Here is a 15,817-nt window from a genome sequence, read left to right as displayed (position 1 = left end):
TTGAACAGGAATTATAAAAAATGATAGAAGCGGATCGCTTAATTGAACCAGTTGCTAGCGTTGAAGATGAAGGGGTTGATCGCGCTATTCGTCCTAAAATGCTGCAAGACTATACCGGTCAAGAGCATGTTAAAGCGCAAATGGAAATTTTTATTCCTGCAGCAAAAAATCGTGGCGAGCCTTTAGATCACTTACTCATTTTTGGTCCGCCAGGATTAGGTAAAACGACCCTGGCCAATATTGTTGCTAATGAAATGGGCGTCAATATACGCACCACTTCTGGTCCTGTTTTGGAAAAAGCGGGTGATTTAGCTGCGCTGCTAACGAACTTAGAAGAAAATGACATTCTCTTTATTGATGAGATACACCGACTAAGCCCTGTGGTTGAAGAGATATTGTATCCAGCGATGGAAGATTATCAATTAGATATTATGATTGGTGAAGGGCCTGCGGCTCGCTCTATCAAGTTAGATTTGCCACCATTTACCTTAATTGGCGCAACAACGCGTGCTGGCGCACTAACGTCACCTCTACGTGATCGTTTTGGCATAGTGCAGCGTTTAGAGTTTTATAATGTTGCCGATTTATCAAGTATTGTAAGCCGCTCAGCACATTTTCTAAATTTAACCATAGATGAGGAAGGCTCTTTTGAAGTTGCTAGACGCTCTCGTGGTACACCACGTATTGCCAACCGTTTGCTTAGACGAGTGCGTGATTATGCTGATGTAAAATCTCATGGTGTGGTTAACCAAGCAACGGCTGCAGCAGCACTCGATATGCTTGAAGTGGATAATGAAGGTTTTGATATTATGGATAGAAAACTACTTCATGCCATTATTGATAAATTTATGGGCGGCCCTGTTGGCTTAGATAATGTTGCGGCAGCTATTGGCGAAGAGCGTGAAACGATTGAAGATGTTTTAGAGCCCTTTTTAATTCAACAAGGGTTTTTACAACGAACACCTCGCGGACGTATTGTCACTGATAGAGCTTATCAACACTTTGGTATCACTAAAGAGCAAACTAAAGACTGAACCCAATAATTTTGCGCTACTGTTTGAAATGTTAGTTTATCTGTCAGTGATTCTGCTGACGGAGCCTGTTTATACTTTCCATAATAACCCCTTAACCGCTCTTTTTCTCAAAGCTCACCTTAAAAAGAAGTCTTTCCCATTATTGGGAAAGTAAAAAAAATGCATTTTCCCATTTATGACACGCCCTGTTTGTTAAACCCCTTCCGTATGTTGTTTTAAGTTTTATTTATCAATAGGTTATTAATTGTGGTATAGAGGCTGCAGTAACTCTTAATAAGAAGATTTATTGGAGTATAACCCTTGGATATCGCCGTTAATAAACAAAAGAAAACCATATTCAAAAAGATTTGGCCAATAGCCATTGTTGTGACCATCATTGCTATCGCTATAAAATATAGTGCCTTTTTATTACAAGCTGACTTTGTTATTGATAACGATACCTTGGTATATGGTGAAGTTAAGCAAGGGCAATTCTCAATTTCAGTTCGAGGTGCAGGTTTACTGGTGCCAGACAAAATAAAATGGCTAGCCGCTAGTGTTGACGGCCATGTTGAGCGCGTTGTGGTAAAACCTGGCAAAGCAGTAAAAAAAGGTGAGCTAATCATTGAATTAAGCAACCCGAGATTAAAACAGCTGCAGGAAGAAAGCAAGTGGGAGCTTGAAGCCATGATCGCAGAGAGCAAAGCAAGTCAAGCTGAGCAAAAATCAGGATTACTTTTTCAAAAAGCACGCATGCTTGATGCAAAGTTAAACTATAAAAGTAGTCAATTAAGGTTAGATGCGCAGCAAGAGTTATTTAACAATAAAACGGGCGCGGTTTCTAAGATTGATTACGAGAAAACTAAATTAGAAACACAGCAGTTTAAGCAGCGTTGGCAAATTCAAGAAGAAGTATTGCGCAGCATGACCGACAACATTGTTGTTCAAGATAATGCGCGTAAATCACGTATTAATAAAATGCAGAAAACGCTAGAGCGTGCAGAGCAACAAGTAAAGGATTTGATGATTTATGCCAGCTTAGATAGCGTGGTGCAAGATGTTGCGGTTGAGCCAGGACAGCGAGTAAATATGGGCAGCAACTTAGCCAAACTTGCTCAACAAGACTCACTTATCGCAGAATTACAAGTCGCAGAGTTATTAATCGGTGAAGTGAAGTTAGGTCAGCAGGTAACCATTGATACACGAAATAATAAAGTAAACGGGGTTGTTTCTCGCGTTGATCCTGCCGTAGTTAATGGCAATGTACAAGTTGACGTTACCTTTACTGAGCAACTGCCAACGGATGCTCGACCTGATTTGAGTGTTGATGGCGAAATAAAAATTACCGATATTGCTGATACCTTGTATGTTAGCCGTCCAATATTTTCTCAAAGACAGTCAAACTCAACACTTTATAAATTAAGCTCTGATGGCAATATAGCCCAACGTACTCAAGTCCGATTAGGCAAGGGCTCTTCAAATCAAATTCAAGTTATCGAAGGCTTATCTGTTGGTGACAGAATAATCATATCAGATTCAAGTAGTTGGCAAACATATCAAAAAATTAGAATTAACTAACACTACCCTAGAAAAATACCTAGTGAACCAAATAAGATAAATAACACATCATAAGGATGAGATTATGAGTAATACATTAATAAAATTAGAGAATATTCAAAAAATTTTTTTTACCGATGAAGTAGAAACCCATGCGCTATCAGACATCACGTTAACGATTGATAAAGGTGAATATGTCTCAATTTCAGGACCTTCAGGTTGTGGGAAATCTACATTGCTTTCGTTATTAGGTTTATTAGATGCCAGCACTGAAGGTTTGTATCAATTGGCTGAACATGATGTTTCTAATATCTCTAAAAGAGAGCGCGCTCGAATTCGTAATATGGAAATTGGCTTCATTTTTCAGTCCTTTAATCTGATTAGTGACCTTGATGTTGAAGAAAATATCGAATTACCATTAACTTACCGTAAAGACCTTAACAAAGCGCAAAGAAAAACAATGGTGGATAATGCTCTAGCAAAAGTGAATATGTCACACCGAGCGAAACATTTCCCTTCTCAGCTTTCGGGTGGTCAGCAGCAGCGTATTGCGGTTGCACGCGCTATTGCTGGTAATCCTTCTATTATCTTAGCGGATGAGCCAACAGGTAACTTAGACTCAAAAAATGCGGAAGCTGTGATGGAGCTTTTAGATTTATTACATGCAGAAGGTGCAACTATCTGTATGGTCACACATGATCCTCGTTCAGCGCAGCGAGCTGCTCGTAATATTGATATTTTAGATGGACAAGTGATTAGTGATAAACCATTAAGTAAAGAGAATAAATCAAACACCATAGTAGCAGCTTAGGGAGCATGATTATGATATGGCAAGATTTTAAATATGCGATCAGGTTGTTATCAAAGAAACCTGGTTTTACTGCATTGACGACATTAGTGATGGCGACTGGTATTGGCTTAAGTGTCTATATGTTCACGTTTTTTCATACTATTTTATTTAAAGATTTAGACTTTAAAGATGGAGCCTCTCTTGTAATGATTAGTGGCTCAGTAAATGGCAAGCAAGACGGTTATAGAATTAATGCCCTAGATTACGCTGAAATTATGCGCAGCGTAAAAGGTTTGAAAGAATACGGTGGTTATAACAACGCGAATGTTGTGGTATCTGCTACAGAAGGCGCTATAAGGTTCCCTGCGGTATTGGCACAAGCGAATATATTTCAACTGACACGGACAGAGCCTATTTTGGGACGATCATTTAGGAGTGAAGATGAAAAAATTGGCTCCGAAAAGGTTGTTGTTATTGGATTTGAACTATGGCAAAGCCAGTTTAGCGGCGGGAACGATGTGCTTAAACAATCTATGCGCATTAATGGTGAGAAATATAATGTTGTCGGTGTAATGCCCGAGGGGTATATGTTTCCTCGTAATGCTCAAATATGGTTGCCTTTGCAAATTGATCCTAGACTATTAACCCGAGAAAATAGCACGGTATTACGTGGTTTAGCACACTTAGAAGACGGCGTATCTATGGCTGAGGTAAATCGTGAGCTTAGCGTTGTTATGAAACGTATTGAGAATCAACACCCACAAACAAATACTGGCGTTGGTGCTCATGTTACATCAATTCCGGGCGTTGGTGGCGCAGATGGTGCTCCCGTTATTTATACCATGCACACCGTTGCTGTGCTCATTCTATTATTAGCATCAATCAATGTCGGAAATTTGTTGTTATCGCGAGCTTTAGAGCGTGGTAAAGAAACAGCAATTAGAGTCGCGTTAGGCGCACCTAGGTCACGATTAATTAGTCAAATGTTATGGGAAAGTACTATTATTTGTACGCTAGGTGGCATGATAGGCTTTTTAGTCATGGCATGGGGATTAGAGGTTACAGAGCCGATTGTTGCGACTTTTTATGCTGATCCATTAGCATTTTGGTGGGACTTTGGTATTGATAGTTATTCAGTAACGCTGTTTTTAATTATTCTTATTAGTACTATTTTTGTCACGGGTTTGTTACCTGCTTGGCGAAGCACAGGCGGCGATTTTAATGCCGTTTTACGTGATGGTACTCGAGGAGCGCAAGGGAAAAAGGCAGGCCGTCTTAATCGTGCATTAGTGATCAGTGAAATCTTTATTTCAATGACAGTATTAATTGCTTCGGCTGTTATGGTGCAATCAGCTTATGAACAAACTAATAGAGATATGGGAGCTAATACCGAGAATACGTTAGTGGCTAGTGTGTTATTACCTGAAGCAAATTATGATAGCGATGCTAAAAAGGCACAATTTACCAAAACTTTACAATCACGGTTAGAAAACAGTGGTGCAATTGAAACAGCAATGTTGGCAACGTCGTTACCTGGACACTATAGCTCTATCTCGAAAGTCATTATAGAAGGTAAAGAATACGGCAAAGATAGTAATAACAGTTACCCTAGCGCTAATGATATTGCCATTATGCCGGGTTCTTTGGCAAAGTTAGGTGTTGAATTACGCCAAGGTCGATATTTCAATAATAGTGATGATGGTCTAGAAAAGTCGACGGCTTTGGTTTCTGAAAGTTTTGCCAAACGTCATTTTCCACAGCAGGATGCTATAGGGCAAAGATTTCGCTTAGCCAAGACAACAAAAGATACGCTTCAATGGGTAACGATTGTCGGTGTGGTTGAGCATACTATTCAAGGTAACAGAGATGGTGATGCTGCAAGTATGCCTTCAATCTATAGACCACTCACTCAAACACCAGGTAAACAGTTGACTATTGCCATGCAACTTAGTGCTAAAGCAAACCTTGCTGTTCAACATTTACGTAAAGTATTACAAGGCATTGATAGTGAATTGGCTTCATATCGCATAGAAACCTATCAAGCCAGTAATGATAGAATTACCGCGCCAGTTGTTTTTATCAGTAGTTTAACTGCAATATTTGCTCTCGCTGGAGTTGTACTGGCGGCAAGCGGCATTTATGGTGTAATGGCAAATACCATCAGTCAACGAACCCAAGAAATAGGCATTAAACGTGCGTTGGGTGCCGATGAAGAGCGAATTACCAAGGAATTTGTTTTTGCGGGTGTGAAGTTATTATTGTGGGGCGGTATACCGGGTATTTTAGCCGGAGGTTTTATGGGCTTTGCCATGGCGCAAATGTTTGGTACTTCTTATTCAGCCTTAATATTTATGGTTATTACCATGGTGAGCATAGTGGTTGCTACTGTGTTGGTTGCGACTTACTTACCAACAAAAAATGCGTTAAGGTTAGAGCCAAGCCAAGCATTACATTATGAATAATAAGAAAAAATAAAGAAGTGCATAAGATAAGGCGGGGAATAGTTAATATTCTCTGCTTTTCTTGTTTTTAATCCGTTATGGTAACTAATCGAAAACATGGTAAATAATTAAACCTAATGAAACAAAATATCCTATTAGTCGATGACGATCTCGATATACTGTCAGCCTTGAAGATTTTACTGGTACCGGAAGGTTATAACGTTAACTTATGTCAAACACCTGAGTCAGCTGTAGCAGCCATTAAAAAAACGCAATTTGACTTGATATTGATGGACTTAAATTACTCACTTGATACCACATCAGGAGATGAGGGTATTAAGCTCATTGAGTCCATAAGAAAGCTAGATGAAGAATTGCCAATCGTGGTGATGACAGGCTGGGCTACGGTAGAAGTTGCTGTAAGTACTATGCAAAATGGGGCCAATGATTTTATTCAAAAACCGTGGGATGTTGACCGATTAATTAATATTATCTGCAATCAAATAAAATTAGCGCAAAGTGAAAAAAACACCCAAAAACTCAGTCAGCAAAATCAGTTATTACAGCAACATTTAGATAGCGAATTTGACGGGGATATTATAAGCCAATCTCCGGTGATGCAACAAACCATGGCAATGATTGAGCAAGTTGCCCAGAGTAATGCCAGCATATTGCTTACCGGTGAAAATGGAACCGGTAAAAGCATGTTTGCTCGATATATTCACCAGAAATCTAAACGTCATATAGCAAATCAAATTTCTGTCAATATGGGGGCTGTGAGCGAAAGCTTATTTGAAAGTGAAATGTTTGGTCATGTTAAAGGTGCTTTTACTGATGCTAAAGCAACACGCATTGGACGAATTGAATTGGCAGATGGTGGCAGTTTGTTTTTAGATGAAATTGCCAATACACCCTATTCGCAACAAGGTAAGTTATTACGGGTTTTAGAAGAACAGCAATTTGAAAAAGTTGGTGACAGTAAAACCCAGTCAGTTGATGTTAGGTTAATTTGTGCAACAAATGCTAATTTACATGATGCTGTGGCAACAGGTAAGTTTCGTAAAGATTTATTATATCGCATTAATACCTTTACCATTGAAATCCCGCCGTTAAGAGCTAGAAAAGAAGACATTACCTTACTAGCCGATGCCTTCTTAGCTAAGTCAGCGGCAAATCATGGACAACACAAGTTGCTATTAGATGATGCGGCCAAAAAAGCTTTAGAAGCTTATAGCTGGCCAGGTAATATTAGAGAGCTAAATCATGTCATGGAGCGCGCACAAATATTGTGTCATGGAGATGTCATTTGTGTTGCCGATCTTGGTTTACCGCTGGATGTAAACCAAGATGGGGTCTCAAAGGATGGAGATATGCAAGTTAATGCCAATGACCCAGAAAATTTACTCAGTCTGGCTGATTTGGAATTAAGTATAATTGACAAACGATTAGCACATTTTGATGGCAACGTGCTCAAAGCCGCTAAATCATTAGGACTTAGTCGTAGTGCTTTATATCGGCGGTTAGAGAAATAATTGCATGGACAACATTTACATAACTTTAAAGACAAATAGTAGTTTGTTAATCAACGATAAATAGGCAAGTGATGTTGGATATAAAGCCAAATCAAAACAGGTCAACTCAAGCAGAAGTCAGTGAAAAAAGAACATCCTTTGAAGCACAGCTTACCCAATTGTCTCTATTTGCTGCGCTCCCACCATACCTACTGCTTATATGGGTAATGATTTATGCCAATATCTCAGTATATTTAGTGCTGTTAGTGATCTTAATTGGCGGTTTAGTTATTGCCTTTTGCCATAGTAAGATTCATCAAAAATCAGCCTATCAATTTCGCAGTTTAAGTAACTTGCTTGATGCCATGGTACAAGGTGATTACAGCCTTAGAGCACGAACCAGTGTAGGGGATAAGGCGCTGAATGAGCTTGTTGGTGCCATTAATAGTTTAGCTTTACGACTAAATAAACAGCGAATTGAGTCGATTGAAAGCCAACTGTTGTTACAAACTGTGATTAAGCACATTGATGTCGCTATTATTGCTTTTAATGAAAGTAATGAATTGGTGTTGTGTAACCCGGCCGCACGTAAGTTATTACAGCTCAAAGAAACGGATAATATCGGTAAAGCTTTTACCGACCCAACGAATCAGTTAGCGCAAGTTGATGCGATAAGTAACGGGCAAAGCCAAGTGATGGCATTAACCTTTGCCGGTCAACAGGGTAAATTTAGTGTGCACAAAGAAGCCTATCGCAAGGATGGCAAGCAGCAAGAGCTGTTATTTATTACTGATGTGAGTACCATGTTGCGTAGTGAAGAACGTAAAGCGTGGCAGGCGCTAGTTCGGGTGATCAGTCATGAAATTAATAACTCTTTATCTCCTATTGCCTCGATAAGTCAGAGTTTAAAAAGGCTATTGATAAAAAATACCGATATTGAAACGCATAGCGATTTTCTTCTTGAAGGCTTAACCGTCATCGCTCAACGCACAAATAACTTAGGAAATTTTGTTAATAGCTATAAACAGATAGCCAGTTTACCTGAGCCGATAAAACAGCTAACCTCGATTGCAAGCCTAGTGAGTAAGGTGACTAAGCTTTACTCTGAACATACTGTTGAAGTATTGGCCCTTGAAGATGTTAAGTTATCTATTGACCTTGTTCAGCTTGAGCAAGTACTGATTAATTTAGTTAAAAATGCCGTTGAGGCCATTAAAAATGCTGGTGTTGAAGGGCGAGTTACTATTAGTTGGCAACAACAAGGCAAGCACTTAAAGCTTAGTATTAAAGATGATGGCACTGGTGTGAGTAACCCTGATAATTTGTTTGTGCCTTTTTATACCACTAAAGTAAAAGGATCCGGCATAGGTCTTGTCTTGTGCAGACAGATAATTGAAGCCCATGGCGGCAAGATACGTTTAACAAATAGGGCAGGTGTCCGCGGTTGTGAAGCGACCATAGAATTACCCCTATGATTCTTGTCTTATCTTTCCCTGCCTAAGTTATATACCTGTTACCAATCAAGATGCATGTTTCATAGTGTTTGAGCAATTTCAATTCAAGGCGCTGTGATGAAATAATGGTTATTCCCTTATAAATCACAGCAACGATGAAGTGATGTTGCACACGCGCTTCTTCGATGGGTTTAAAATGACTTTATACCGCGTTAAATAATCAAACCATAGAATGACTATGCTTAAATTATTTTCCTTGCCTAAAGTCATTTTAATTCCCACTGAAAACCTGCACTTTGCATGGTAACGGCTATAGTACTAACTATTAACTTTTTATCTTAGCTGCACAATATATTCATTATGGAATTTACCGATGCGGACGACTTTTCCATGCTTTAATAGTTTGGTAACGCCAAAACGAATGTATGACGAAATAACCTAATATTGAAAAAATAATAGCAAGGAGACCACAGCCAACTAAAAAGGCAGGTCCTATGGTTGAAAGGCTATCGAGTATCCACTGCCAGCTTGCTTGAAAGGCAAATTCTTGCTCAGGCACACCTAATACCCATACGCCTACCAAATAACAGGCATAAAAAATAAACGGCATAGTCAATGGATTTGTTATCCAAACCAACGCAATGGAGAGCGGCAGGTTTGCATGTACTATAATAGCAATACCGGCTGATAAAACCATCTGAAATGGCACAGGAATAAAGGCAAAAAATAACCCAACAGCAAAAGCTTTAGCAACAGAGTGACGATTTAAGTGCCAAAGGTTAGCGTTATGAAGTAAATCGCCAAAGACTTTCAGATATTTGTTTTCTTTTATCGTTTGATGATCTGGCATCATACGTTTAATCGTTTTTTTGGGCATATACTGCTAAAGGTCACTTGGCTAAAAATTGTGTAAAATAATTTACTTAGCAACATATATATTAGCTGAATATATATGTTGCTAAGTAAAGCAATCGATAATGTTAGTAAGACGTTTACTCAATACGTTAGCCACAAAATATAAAAGGATTTATATCACTATGGATTGGTGGTTACTGACATTTTTTCTTGGTGCTATATTGTCCTTGTTTTTACAGGAAGTGCCAGCGATTTTTACGCTATTTCTACTTCTTTTTATTACAATTGGCTTTTTTTCCCATCAAAATTTACGTTCTAGTTCCGGATTTATTTTCGGGGCTTTGTGGATTTTATCCCAAGCGTACCTATATCAGCACCTATTACCAAGCTCGTTCATTGAATTAATGGAAAACAAACAAACCGTTGTAATTGAAGGAGAAGTACTTAGTAATCAAGTTAATGCACTTAATATATCTACCTCTAATTTTAAGATTCATTCTGCCAAAGATAAAGCAAACTCTACTTCACGATTTAATTTTCGAGTTCATAAACTGAATCATCAGCGGCTTGAATCCCCGATAACTATTCGCTTAAGTTGGAAAAATCCAACTATTGATCTAGCCCAAGGCCAAATACTTTCTCTTGCCGTTAAGCTAAAGCCCGCCCATGGTTTAGCTAATGTCGGCACCTTTAACTACGTAAGTTGGCTTAGATCACATCACATAGCTGCGACTGGGTATGTGATAAACCCGAAAAATAAGAAAGGTCAAGAACACTCAGCTAAAGAAGTGAATGTTGCTGATAGCTTAGATAAAAACATATTGCTTATCGATGATATAACATTACGCCAAAGACTATTTGATCACTATCAAAGGCATACACCTAATCACCAGCTTACCCCTATTTTGTTAGCGTTAGCCTTTGGCGAACGTAGCTTACTTAGCCCTGAGCTTTGGCAAGTACTGCAAGCAACAGGGACAAGTCACCTTATCGCTATTTCAGGCTTACATGTAGGCTTACTTGCCGGTAGTGTATTTTATATTGTAATGGTGGTTTTCCATTATATACCGTTGCAATCATCGAGTTGGCAGCGGTTTAATCTTCGGCATATTGCTATTATTTTAAGTTTACTGCTCGCAACACTATATGCGTATTTAGCAGGCTTCTCGCTGCCCACTCAGCGGGCTTTAGTAATGTTAAATCTTTACTGGTTTAGCCGCTTACTGGCAATAAAATTCTCAGCTAAACGTTTAATGTTATCAACGGTTTTCATTATATTAATTATCAGTCCTTTTAGCTTATTAACTGCCAGTTTTTGGTTATCCTTTTATGCTGTAGCAATTATCTTCTTATCGCTGTGGCGATTTAACTACTGGTTGAATAAGGGGGCTGTACTTTGGCGTTTCATCAAAGGGTTACTGCTTATTCAAGTGACGTTAACTTTAATGTTAATGCCGATAACAGCTTTGTTTTTTCAACAAATATCGTTAGTGAGTATATTGGCAAATATTATTGCCGTACCTTGGATGAGCGTTATGAGTATACCTGCAGCGCTTATTTCAGTGATGTTGTTGCCGTTAAGTGAGCCTTTAGCGCAAGGGTTCATGACGCTATCACTGCAATCGTTAACCTTGTTGTGGTATTACCTCGAATTACTCAGCGAACTGCCTTATGCAACTGTTTCACTATCACTAATGCAGCAGATACTTGTGTTAGTGATAGGGATTATTGCATTTATTATGTGTTATTTTTCACCCTTTTTATGGAATAGAATGTCAAAGCAAGGCGCTTTTGTGTTACTAAGTATCGTTGTAAGCGTAAGTCTGTTAAGTGCCCATTCTTTTAATGATCAGGCACAAAATAGGCATTTATTGTCAAATAGCAGTGAGAAACGCTCGAAAACCGGTGTTAAGTACCAAGCCTATTATGGCTTTACTCCATGGAATATTATCTTTTTTGATGTTGGCCAGGGAACATCAGTGTTAATCAAACGAGATAATCATGCCATCTTATATGATACGGGCGCAGCTTACCCCAGCGGTTTCAATATGAGTGATGCGGTGATAAAGCCATATTTACAACATTCAGGTATTGAATATCTTGATAAAGTTATTGTCAGTCACAGCGATAATGACCATGCTGGTGGCATCAAAAAGCTAAGTGATGAGATAGCTATTGGTCAAGTTATCAGTAATGATAAATCACTCTTTACGCCAACAAAATCTTTATCAGAAGATATTATGTCTGAGACTAAAATATCATCTCACTATCCTGAACCCCTGATGGATTGTCAGCCAAATAATAGCTTTTCTTGGCAAGGGTTAACCTTTGATATTTTATGGCCTTTAGCAGAGCGGTTTTCAAATGGAAGTGTCAAAAGCGACAGGCAACAGAATGATGATTCTTGTGTGATCTTAGTTAGCGATCAACAAGGAACAAGTTTACTGCTAACTGGGGATATTTCCTCGAAAGTCGAGCAGAAATTGATAAACATCTACCCTCAGCTTACTGCCGATATTTTACAAGTCCCTCATCATGGCTCAAAAACATCATCAAGTCAGGCATTTCTGAGTCAATTATCTCCTGACCTAGCGTTAGTGAGTGCAGGGTATTTAAATCGTTGGAATATGCCAGTGCCGATAGTTAGGCAGCGTTATATTGATAATGATATCCCTTTGTTAAATAGTGCTGAGTTAGGGCAAATCATTATTACGGTCAATAATAAAGGCATTCAAACGCAAAGTTTTGTTAATGATTTAAGACCTTTTTGGTTTAGCTATTAAAGATAGGGTTAAGATGACTTTATACGGCGTTAAATCATCAAACCGTAGAATGATTTTGTTTACATTATTTACCTTGCCTTAAGTCACTTTAATCCTCAGTGAAAACCTGCACTTTGTAGGGTAAAGAGTATCGTTATAGTTTTTGTTGGTTGTATCGCTAATTCACGGTAAAATACTATTTCGATAATGTGAGCATGATAAAAGCAATTATGATTAACGACAGTATTGTTAATGTTTTATCAACGTTTCCTTTAAGCAATTAAAATACTTGAGTAATCTTAACTAATGGCCTCATCTCCAAAAACGAACGCCTTACCTTCTTCTGACTCAGCCAAAGTAACCACATGGCAAAACTTTAAACGACTGGTAAGTTATGCCAAACCCTACAAGCTTGGCTTTGTTGCCGCAATCATTGGTATGCTTGGTTATGCAGCTATTGATGTTTATTTTCTATCGCAATTAAAACCGCTTGTAGATGAAGGGCTTTCTGGAGCGAATGCCAACTTTATGAAGTGGGCACCCTTGTTTATTATTGTGGCCTTTATTTTTCGTGGCTTAGCGCACTTTATCGCAAATTACTGTCTCGCTTGGGTTGGTAACAATGTCGTTGCTGATTTAAGACAAAAGCTATTTGAACATATCATGTCAATGCCCGTCGCTTTTCATGATCAAACATCGACCGGCTCTCTGATTTCGAAAATTACCTTTGATACCGAGCAGGTATTAAACTCAGTAAGTAAATCGATACTAACCATAGTGCAGCAAAGTGCTTTTATTATTGGTTTAGTCGGCTTAATGTTTTATTACAGCTGGCAGTTATCATTAATCTTTTTATTGATAACCCCTATTATTGCACTGATTGTCAGTGTGGTTTCAAAGCGCTTTAGAAAAGTGAGCAAGAATATTCAAGGGGCAATGGGGGAGGTTACCACTGCGGCAGAGCAAACCTTTAATGGTCACAAAGTGGTACTAACATTTGGTGGTCAACAAAGGGAATTTTCACGTTTTGCCAAAATAAATAAACATAATCGTCAACAGCGCATGAAAATGCGGGCAACAAAGTCTGCCAGTGTTCCTATCATTCAAGTCATCGCCTCGTTTGCCTTAGCCTTTGTTTTTTATGCTATTACTTCAGACACCTTACGTGAGAATATCTCTCCTGGTACTTTTGTTAGTATTATCACGTATATGACTATGTTATTGAGACCCCTGAAAATGCTAACGAATGTCAACAGTGAGTTTCAACAAGGCATGGCAGCTTGCGTTAGTATTTTTTCGATACTCGATCATGAAAAAGAAAAAGATAGTGGTGATAAAAAATTGGGAAGAGCTTCAGGACATTTATCATTTAAACATGTTGATTTTTCATATGAAAATAATGAAGCTGAATCTTCAAACGATAAAGAAGAAGCTAAACTTGCATTAAGCGATCTGACTTTTGATTTAGCGCCTGGAGAAACTTTAGCCTTAGTTGGACGTTCGGGTAGCGGTAAATCAACGGCCAGCTCGTTATTATTACGTTTCTATGATGCGACCCGAGGTGAGATATTAATTGATAATATCAATATCGAACAATTTCAACTAAAAGATTTACGCAAGCAATTTTCTTATGTATCTCAACAGGTTGTGCTGTTTAATGATACTTTAGCCAATAATATAGCTTACGGTAAACCTGATGCAACTGAAGCTGAAATTATCGAAGCGGCTAAGAGTGCCCATGTCATGGAATTCGCAGAGCACATGGAACAGGGGCTTGAAACGAATATTGGAGAAAATGGTGCGTTACTATCCGGCGGGCAACGTCAGCGTGTCGCTATTGCACGGGCTTTATTGTGCGATACTCCCTTTTTAATTCTAGACGAAGCAACCAGTGCACTTGATACAGAATCGGAACGCCATATTCAAGATGCCCTGCAAACATTGCAACAAAATCGTACTTCAATTGTGATTGCGCATCGTTTATCAACTATTGAGAGTGCAGACAAAATAATCGTGATGGATCAAGGTAAAATAGTGGAGCAAGGTAATCATCAAAGTTTACTTGCTAAGCAAGGCGCTTATGCCCAGTTACATAGTTTCCAGTTTGAATAGGAAGACTGTGACATGCGCTTAATTGAGAAGGTTTGGTTTAATAGTCATCCCGCTAAATGGTTATTAGTGCCTATATTACTGCCTTTATCTGCTTTATTTTGGCTGATAAGCACAGTAAGGCGTATTAGTTTTAACTTTGGTTTATCAAAATCATATCATTTGAATAAGCCCGTTATTGTTGTTGGCAACATAGGTGTCGGCGGTAATGGCAAAACGCCGGTAGTTTTATATTTGATTGAGCTAACGCGTTTATTAGGCTTAACGCCAGGTGTTATTTCTAGAGGTTATGGTGGTAAAGCACCTCACTATCCTTATTTGCTTGATGAAAACTCTACCTCGTTAGAAGCTGGTGATGAGCCAATACTTATACAGCAACGTTGTCAGGTGCCTATTGCGGTTGGTAGTGATCGTATAGCGAGCGCAGAATTACTTATCGCTCAAGGCTGCGATATCATTATCAGTGATGATGGTTTACAACACTATCGTTTAGCTCGAGATATAGAGCTAGTCATTGTTGATGGCAAACGCTTATTTGGTAATGGTTTGTTATTGCCTGCAGGTCCACTACGAGAAGGAAAGTGGCGTTTACCTAAAAGCGACCTAGTTATTTATAACGGCAAAAGTTCACAGGACCGTCAGCAAAAATATACTCCGGGCATAAATATGACATTAGTGGCAACCGAACTGTGTAATTTACTTACCGGTGAGCGCATTAAGCTGAAGGACTTTATTAAGCGTAACGAGTCGGTAAACGCTATTGCAGGTATAGGTGCACCCCAACGGTTTTTCGATACACTAACAGCGCATCAACTTAAGATAAATAAACAGCAAAGTTTTGTTGATCATCATGCTTTTGCCCTTGCTGATTTTAGCGAATTTGATGATAATATACCGCTATTAATGACTGAAAAAGATGCTGTAAAGTGCCACGATTTTTGTAAAGAAAATTGGTGGTTTTTACCTGTTGATGCCGCTTTTAGTGATGAAGATAGGCAGTTAATAATCGATAAAACTCAGATAGCAATTCAATCAGCTATATAGTAAACAATATAAGCAGCAACACATTCACCGAGATGTTCAATGAATGAGCAAATAGCTCATCTAATAAAATATAAACGAGAGAGAAGTTAACATGGCTTTTGATACAAAATTAATGGAAATCCTCGCCTGTCCAGTATGTAAAGGTAAATTAGATTACGATAAAGCAGCACAAGAGCTTATCTGCCATTTTGATCGTTTAGCTTACAGCATAGATAAAGATATTCCGGTATTACTTGAAAATGAGGCACGTGAAATTAAGCCTACCGAGCAAGGTAGCTAGT

General features: G+C 38.7%; 11 protein-coding genes. 10 read left to right on the top strand and 1 reads right to left on the bottom strand.

The features are described 5' to 3' along the window. Window positions 1–20: 20 nt before the first annotated feature. The 6 genes from ruvB (at window position 21) to ND2E_RS14900 (ending at window position 8,787) form a co-directional block, all read left to right on the top strand. The gene (gene ruvB, locus ND2E_RS14875; protein ID WP_033093081.1) at window positions 21–1,034 is read left to right on the top strand and encodes a Holliday junction branch migration DNA helicase RuvB; all 1,014 of its coding nucleotides are present in this window, start codon (window positions 21–23) and stop codon (window positions 1,032–1,034) included. A 300-nt stretch (window positions 1,035–1,334) separates the two neighbouring features. Next, on the top strand, window positions 1,335–2,591 hold the full coding sequence (locus ND2E_RS14880; protein WP_033093080.1) for an efflux RND transporter periplasmic adaptor subunit: 1,257 nt from the start codon (window positions 1,335–1,337) through the stop codon (window positions 2,589–2,591). A 64-nt stretch (window positions 2,592–2,655) separates the two neighbouring features. Beyond that, on the top strand, window positions 2,656–3,381 hold the full coding sequence (locus tag ND2E_RS14885) for an ABC transporter ATP-binding protein (protein ID WP_033093079.1): 726 nt from the start codon (window positions 2,656–2,658) through the stop codon (window positions 3,379–3,381). A gap of 11 nt (window positions 3,382–3,392) precedes the next feature. Next, window positions 3,393–5,822, top strand: a complete 2,430-nt coding sequence (locus ND2E_RS14890) for an ABC transporter permease (protein WP_052056320.1) — start codon at window positions 3,393–3,395, stop codon at window positions 5,820–5,822. Window positions 5,823–5,938: 116 nt separating this feature from the next. After that, window positions 5,939–7,333, top strand: a complete 1,395-nt coding sequence (locus ND2E_RS14895; RefSeq protein WP_033093078.1) for a sigma-54-dependent transcriptional regulator — start codon at window positions 5,939–5,941, stop codon at window positions 7,331–7,333. A gap of 71 nt (window positions 7,334–7,404) precedes the next feature. After that, a complete protein-coding gene (locus tag ND2E_RS14900) occupies window positions 7,405–8,787 on the top strand; it encodes a sensor histidine kinase (protein WP_052056318.1) in 1,383 nt (460 codons plus the stop codon). 346 nt (window positions 8,788–9,133) lie between these two features. On the opposite strand, the gene ND2E_RS14905 is transcribed toward ND2E_RS14900, so the two are convergent. Next, window positions 9,134–9,643, bottom strand: coding sequence for a DUF2062 domain-containing protein (locus tag ND2E_RS14905; RefSeq protein ID WP_033093077.1), 510 nt, complete (start codon window positions 9,641–9,643; stop codon window positions 9,134–9,136). A 100-nt stretch (window positions 9,644–9,743) separates the two neighbouring features. On the opposite strand from ND2E_RS14905, the gene ND2E_RS14910 reads away from it, so the two are divergent. The 4 genes from ND2E_RS14910 to ND2E_RS14925 all read left to right on the top strand — a co-directional run bounded on the left by ND2E_RS14910 (window position 9,744) and on the right by ND2E_RS14925 (window position 15,816). Continuing rightward, window positions 9,744–12,404 carry a DNA internalization-related competence protein ComEC/Rec2 gene (locus tag ND2E_RS14910; protein ID WP_223303560.1) on the top strand — a complete coding sequence of 887 codons (2,661 nt, stop codon included), beginning with the start codon at window positions 9,744–9,746 and terminating at the stop codon, window positions 12,402–12,404. Between the two features lie 285 nt (window positions 12,405–12,689). After that, complete coding sequence (msbA, locus tag ND2E_RS14915; RefSeq protein WP_033093075.1) at window positions 12,690–14,495, top strand: lipid A export permease/ATP-binding protein MsbA; 1,806 nt, start codon at window positions 12,690–12,692, stop codon at window positions 14,493–14,495. A gap of 12 nt (window positions 14,496–14,507) precedes the next feature. Beyond that, window positions 14,508–15,536: a tetraacyldisaccharide 4'-kinase gene (gene lpxK, locus ND2E_RS14920; protein WP_033093074.1), complete on the top strand. Its 1,029-nt coding sequence runs from the start codon at window positions 14,508–14,510 to the stop codon at window positions 15,534–15,536. A 91-nt stretch (window positions 15,537–15,627) separates the two neighbouring features. After that, entirely contained in the window at window positions 15,628–15,816 is a 189-nt protein-coding gene (locus ND2E_RS14925; protein ID WP_033093073.1) for a Trm112 family protein, read from the top strand. The last annotated feature ends 1 nt before the right edge of the window (window position 15,817 follow it).

Source organism: Colwellia psychrerythraea, from assembly GCF_000764225.1.
GTDB lineage: Bacteria > Pseudomonadota > Gammaproteobacteria > Enterobacterales > Alteromonadaceae > Colwellia > Colwellia psychrerythraea_D.
Note: the sequence above shows the minus strand (reverse complement) of the source record. Positions and strands in the feature narration are given on the sequence as shown.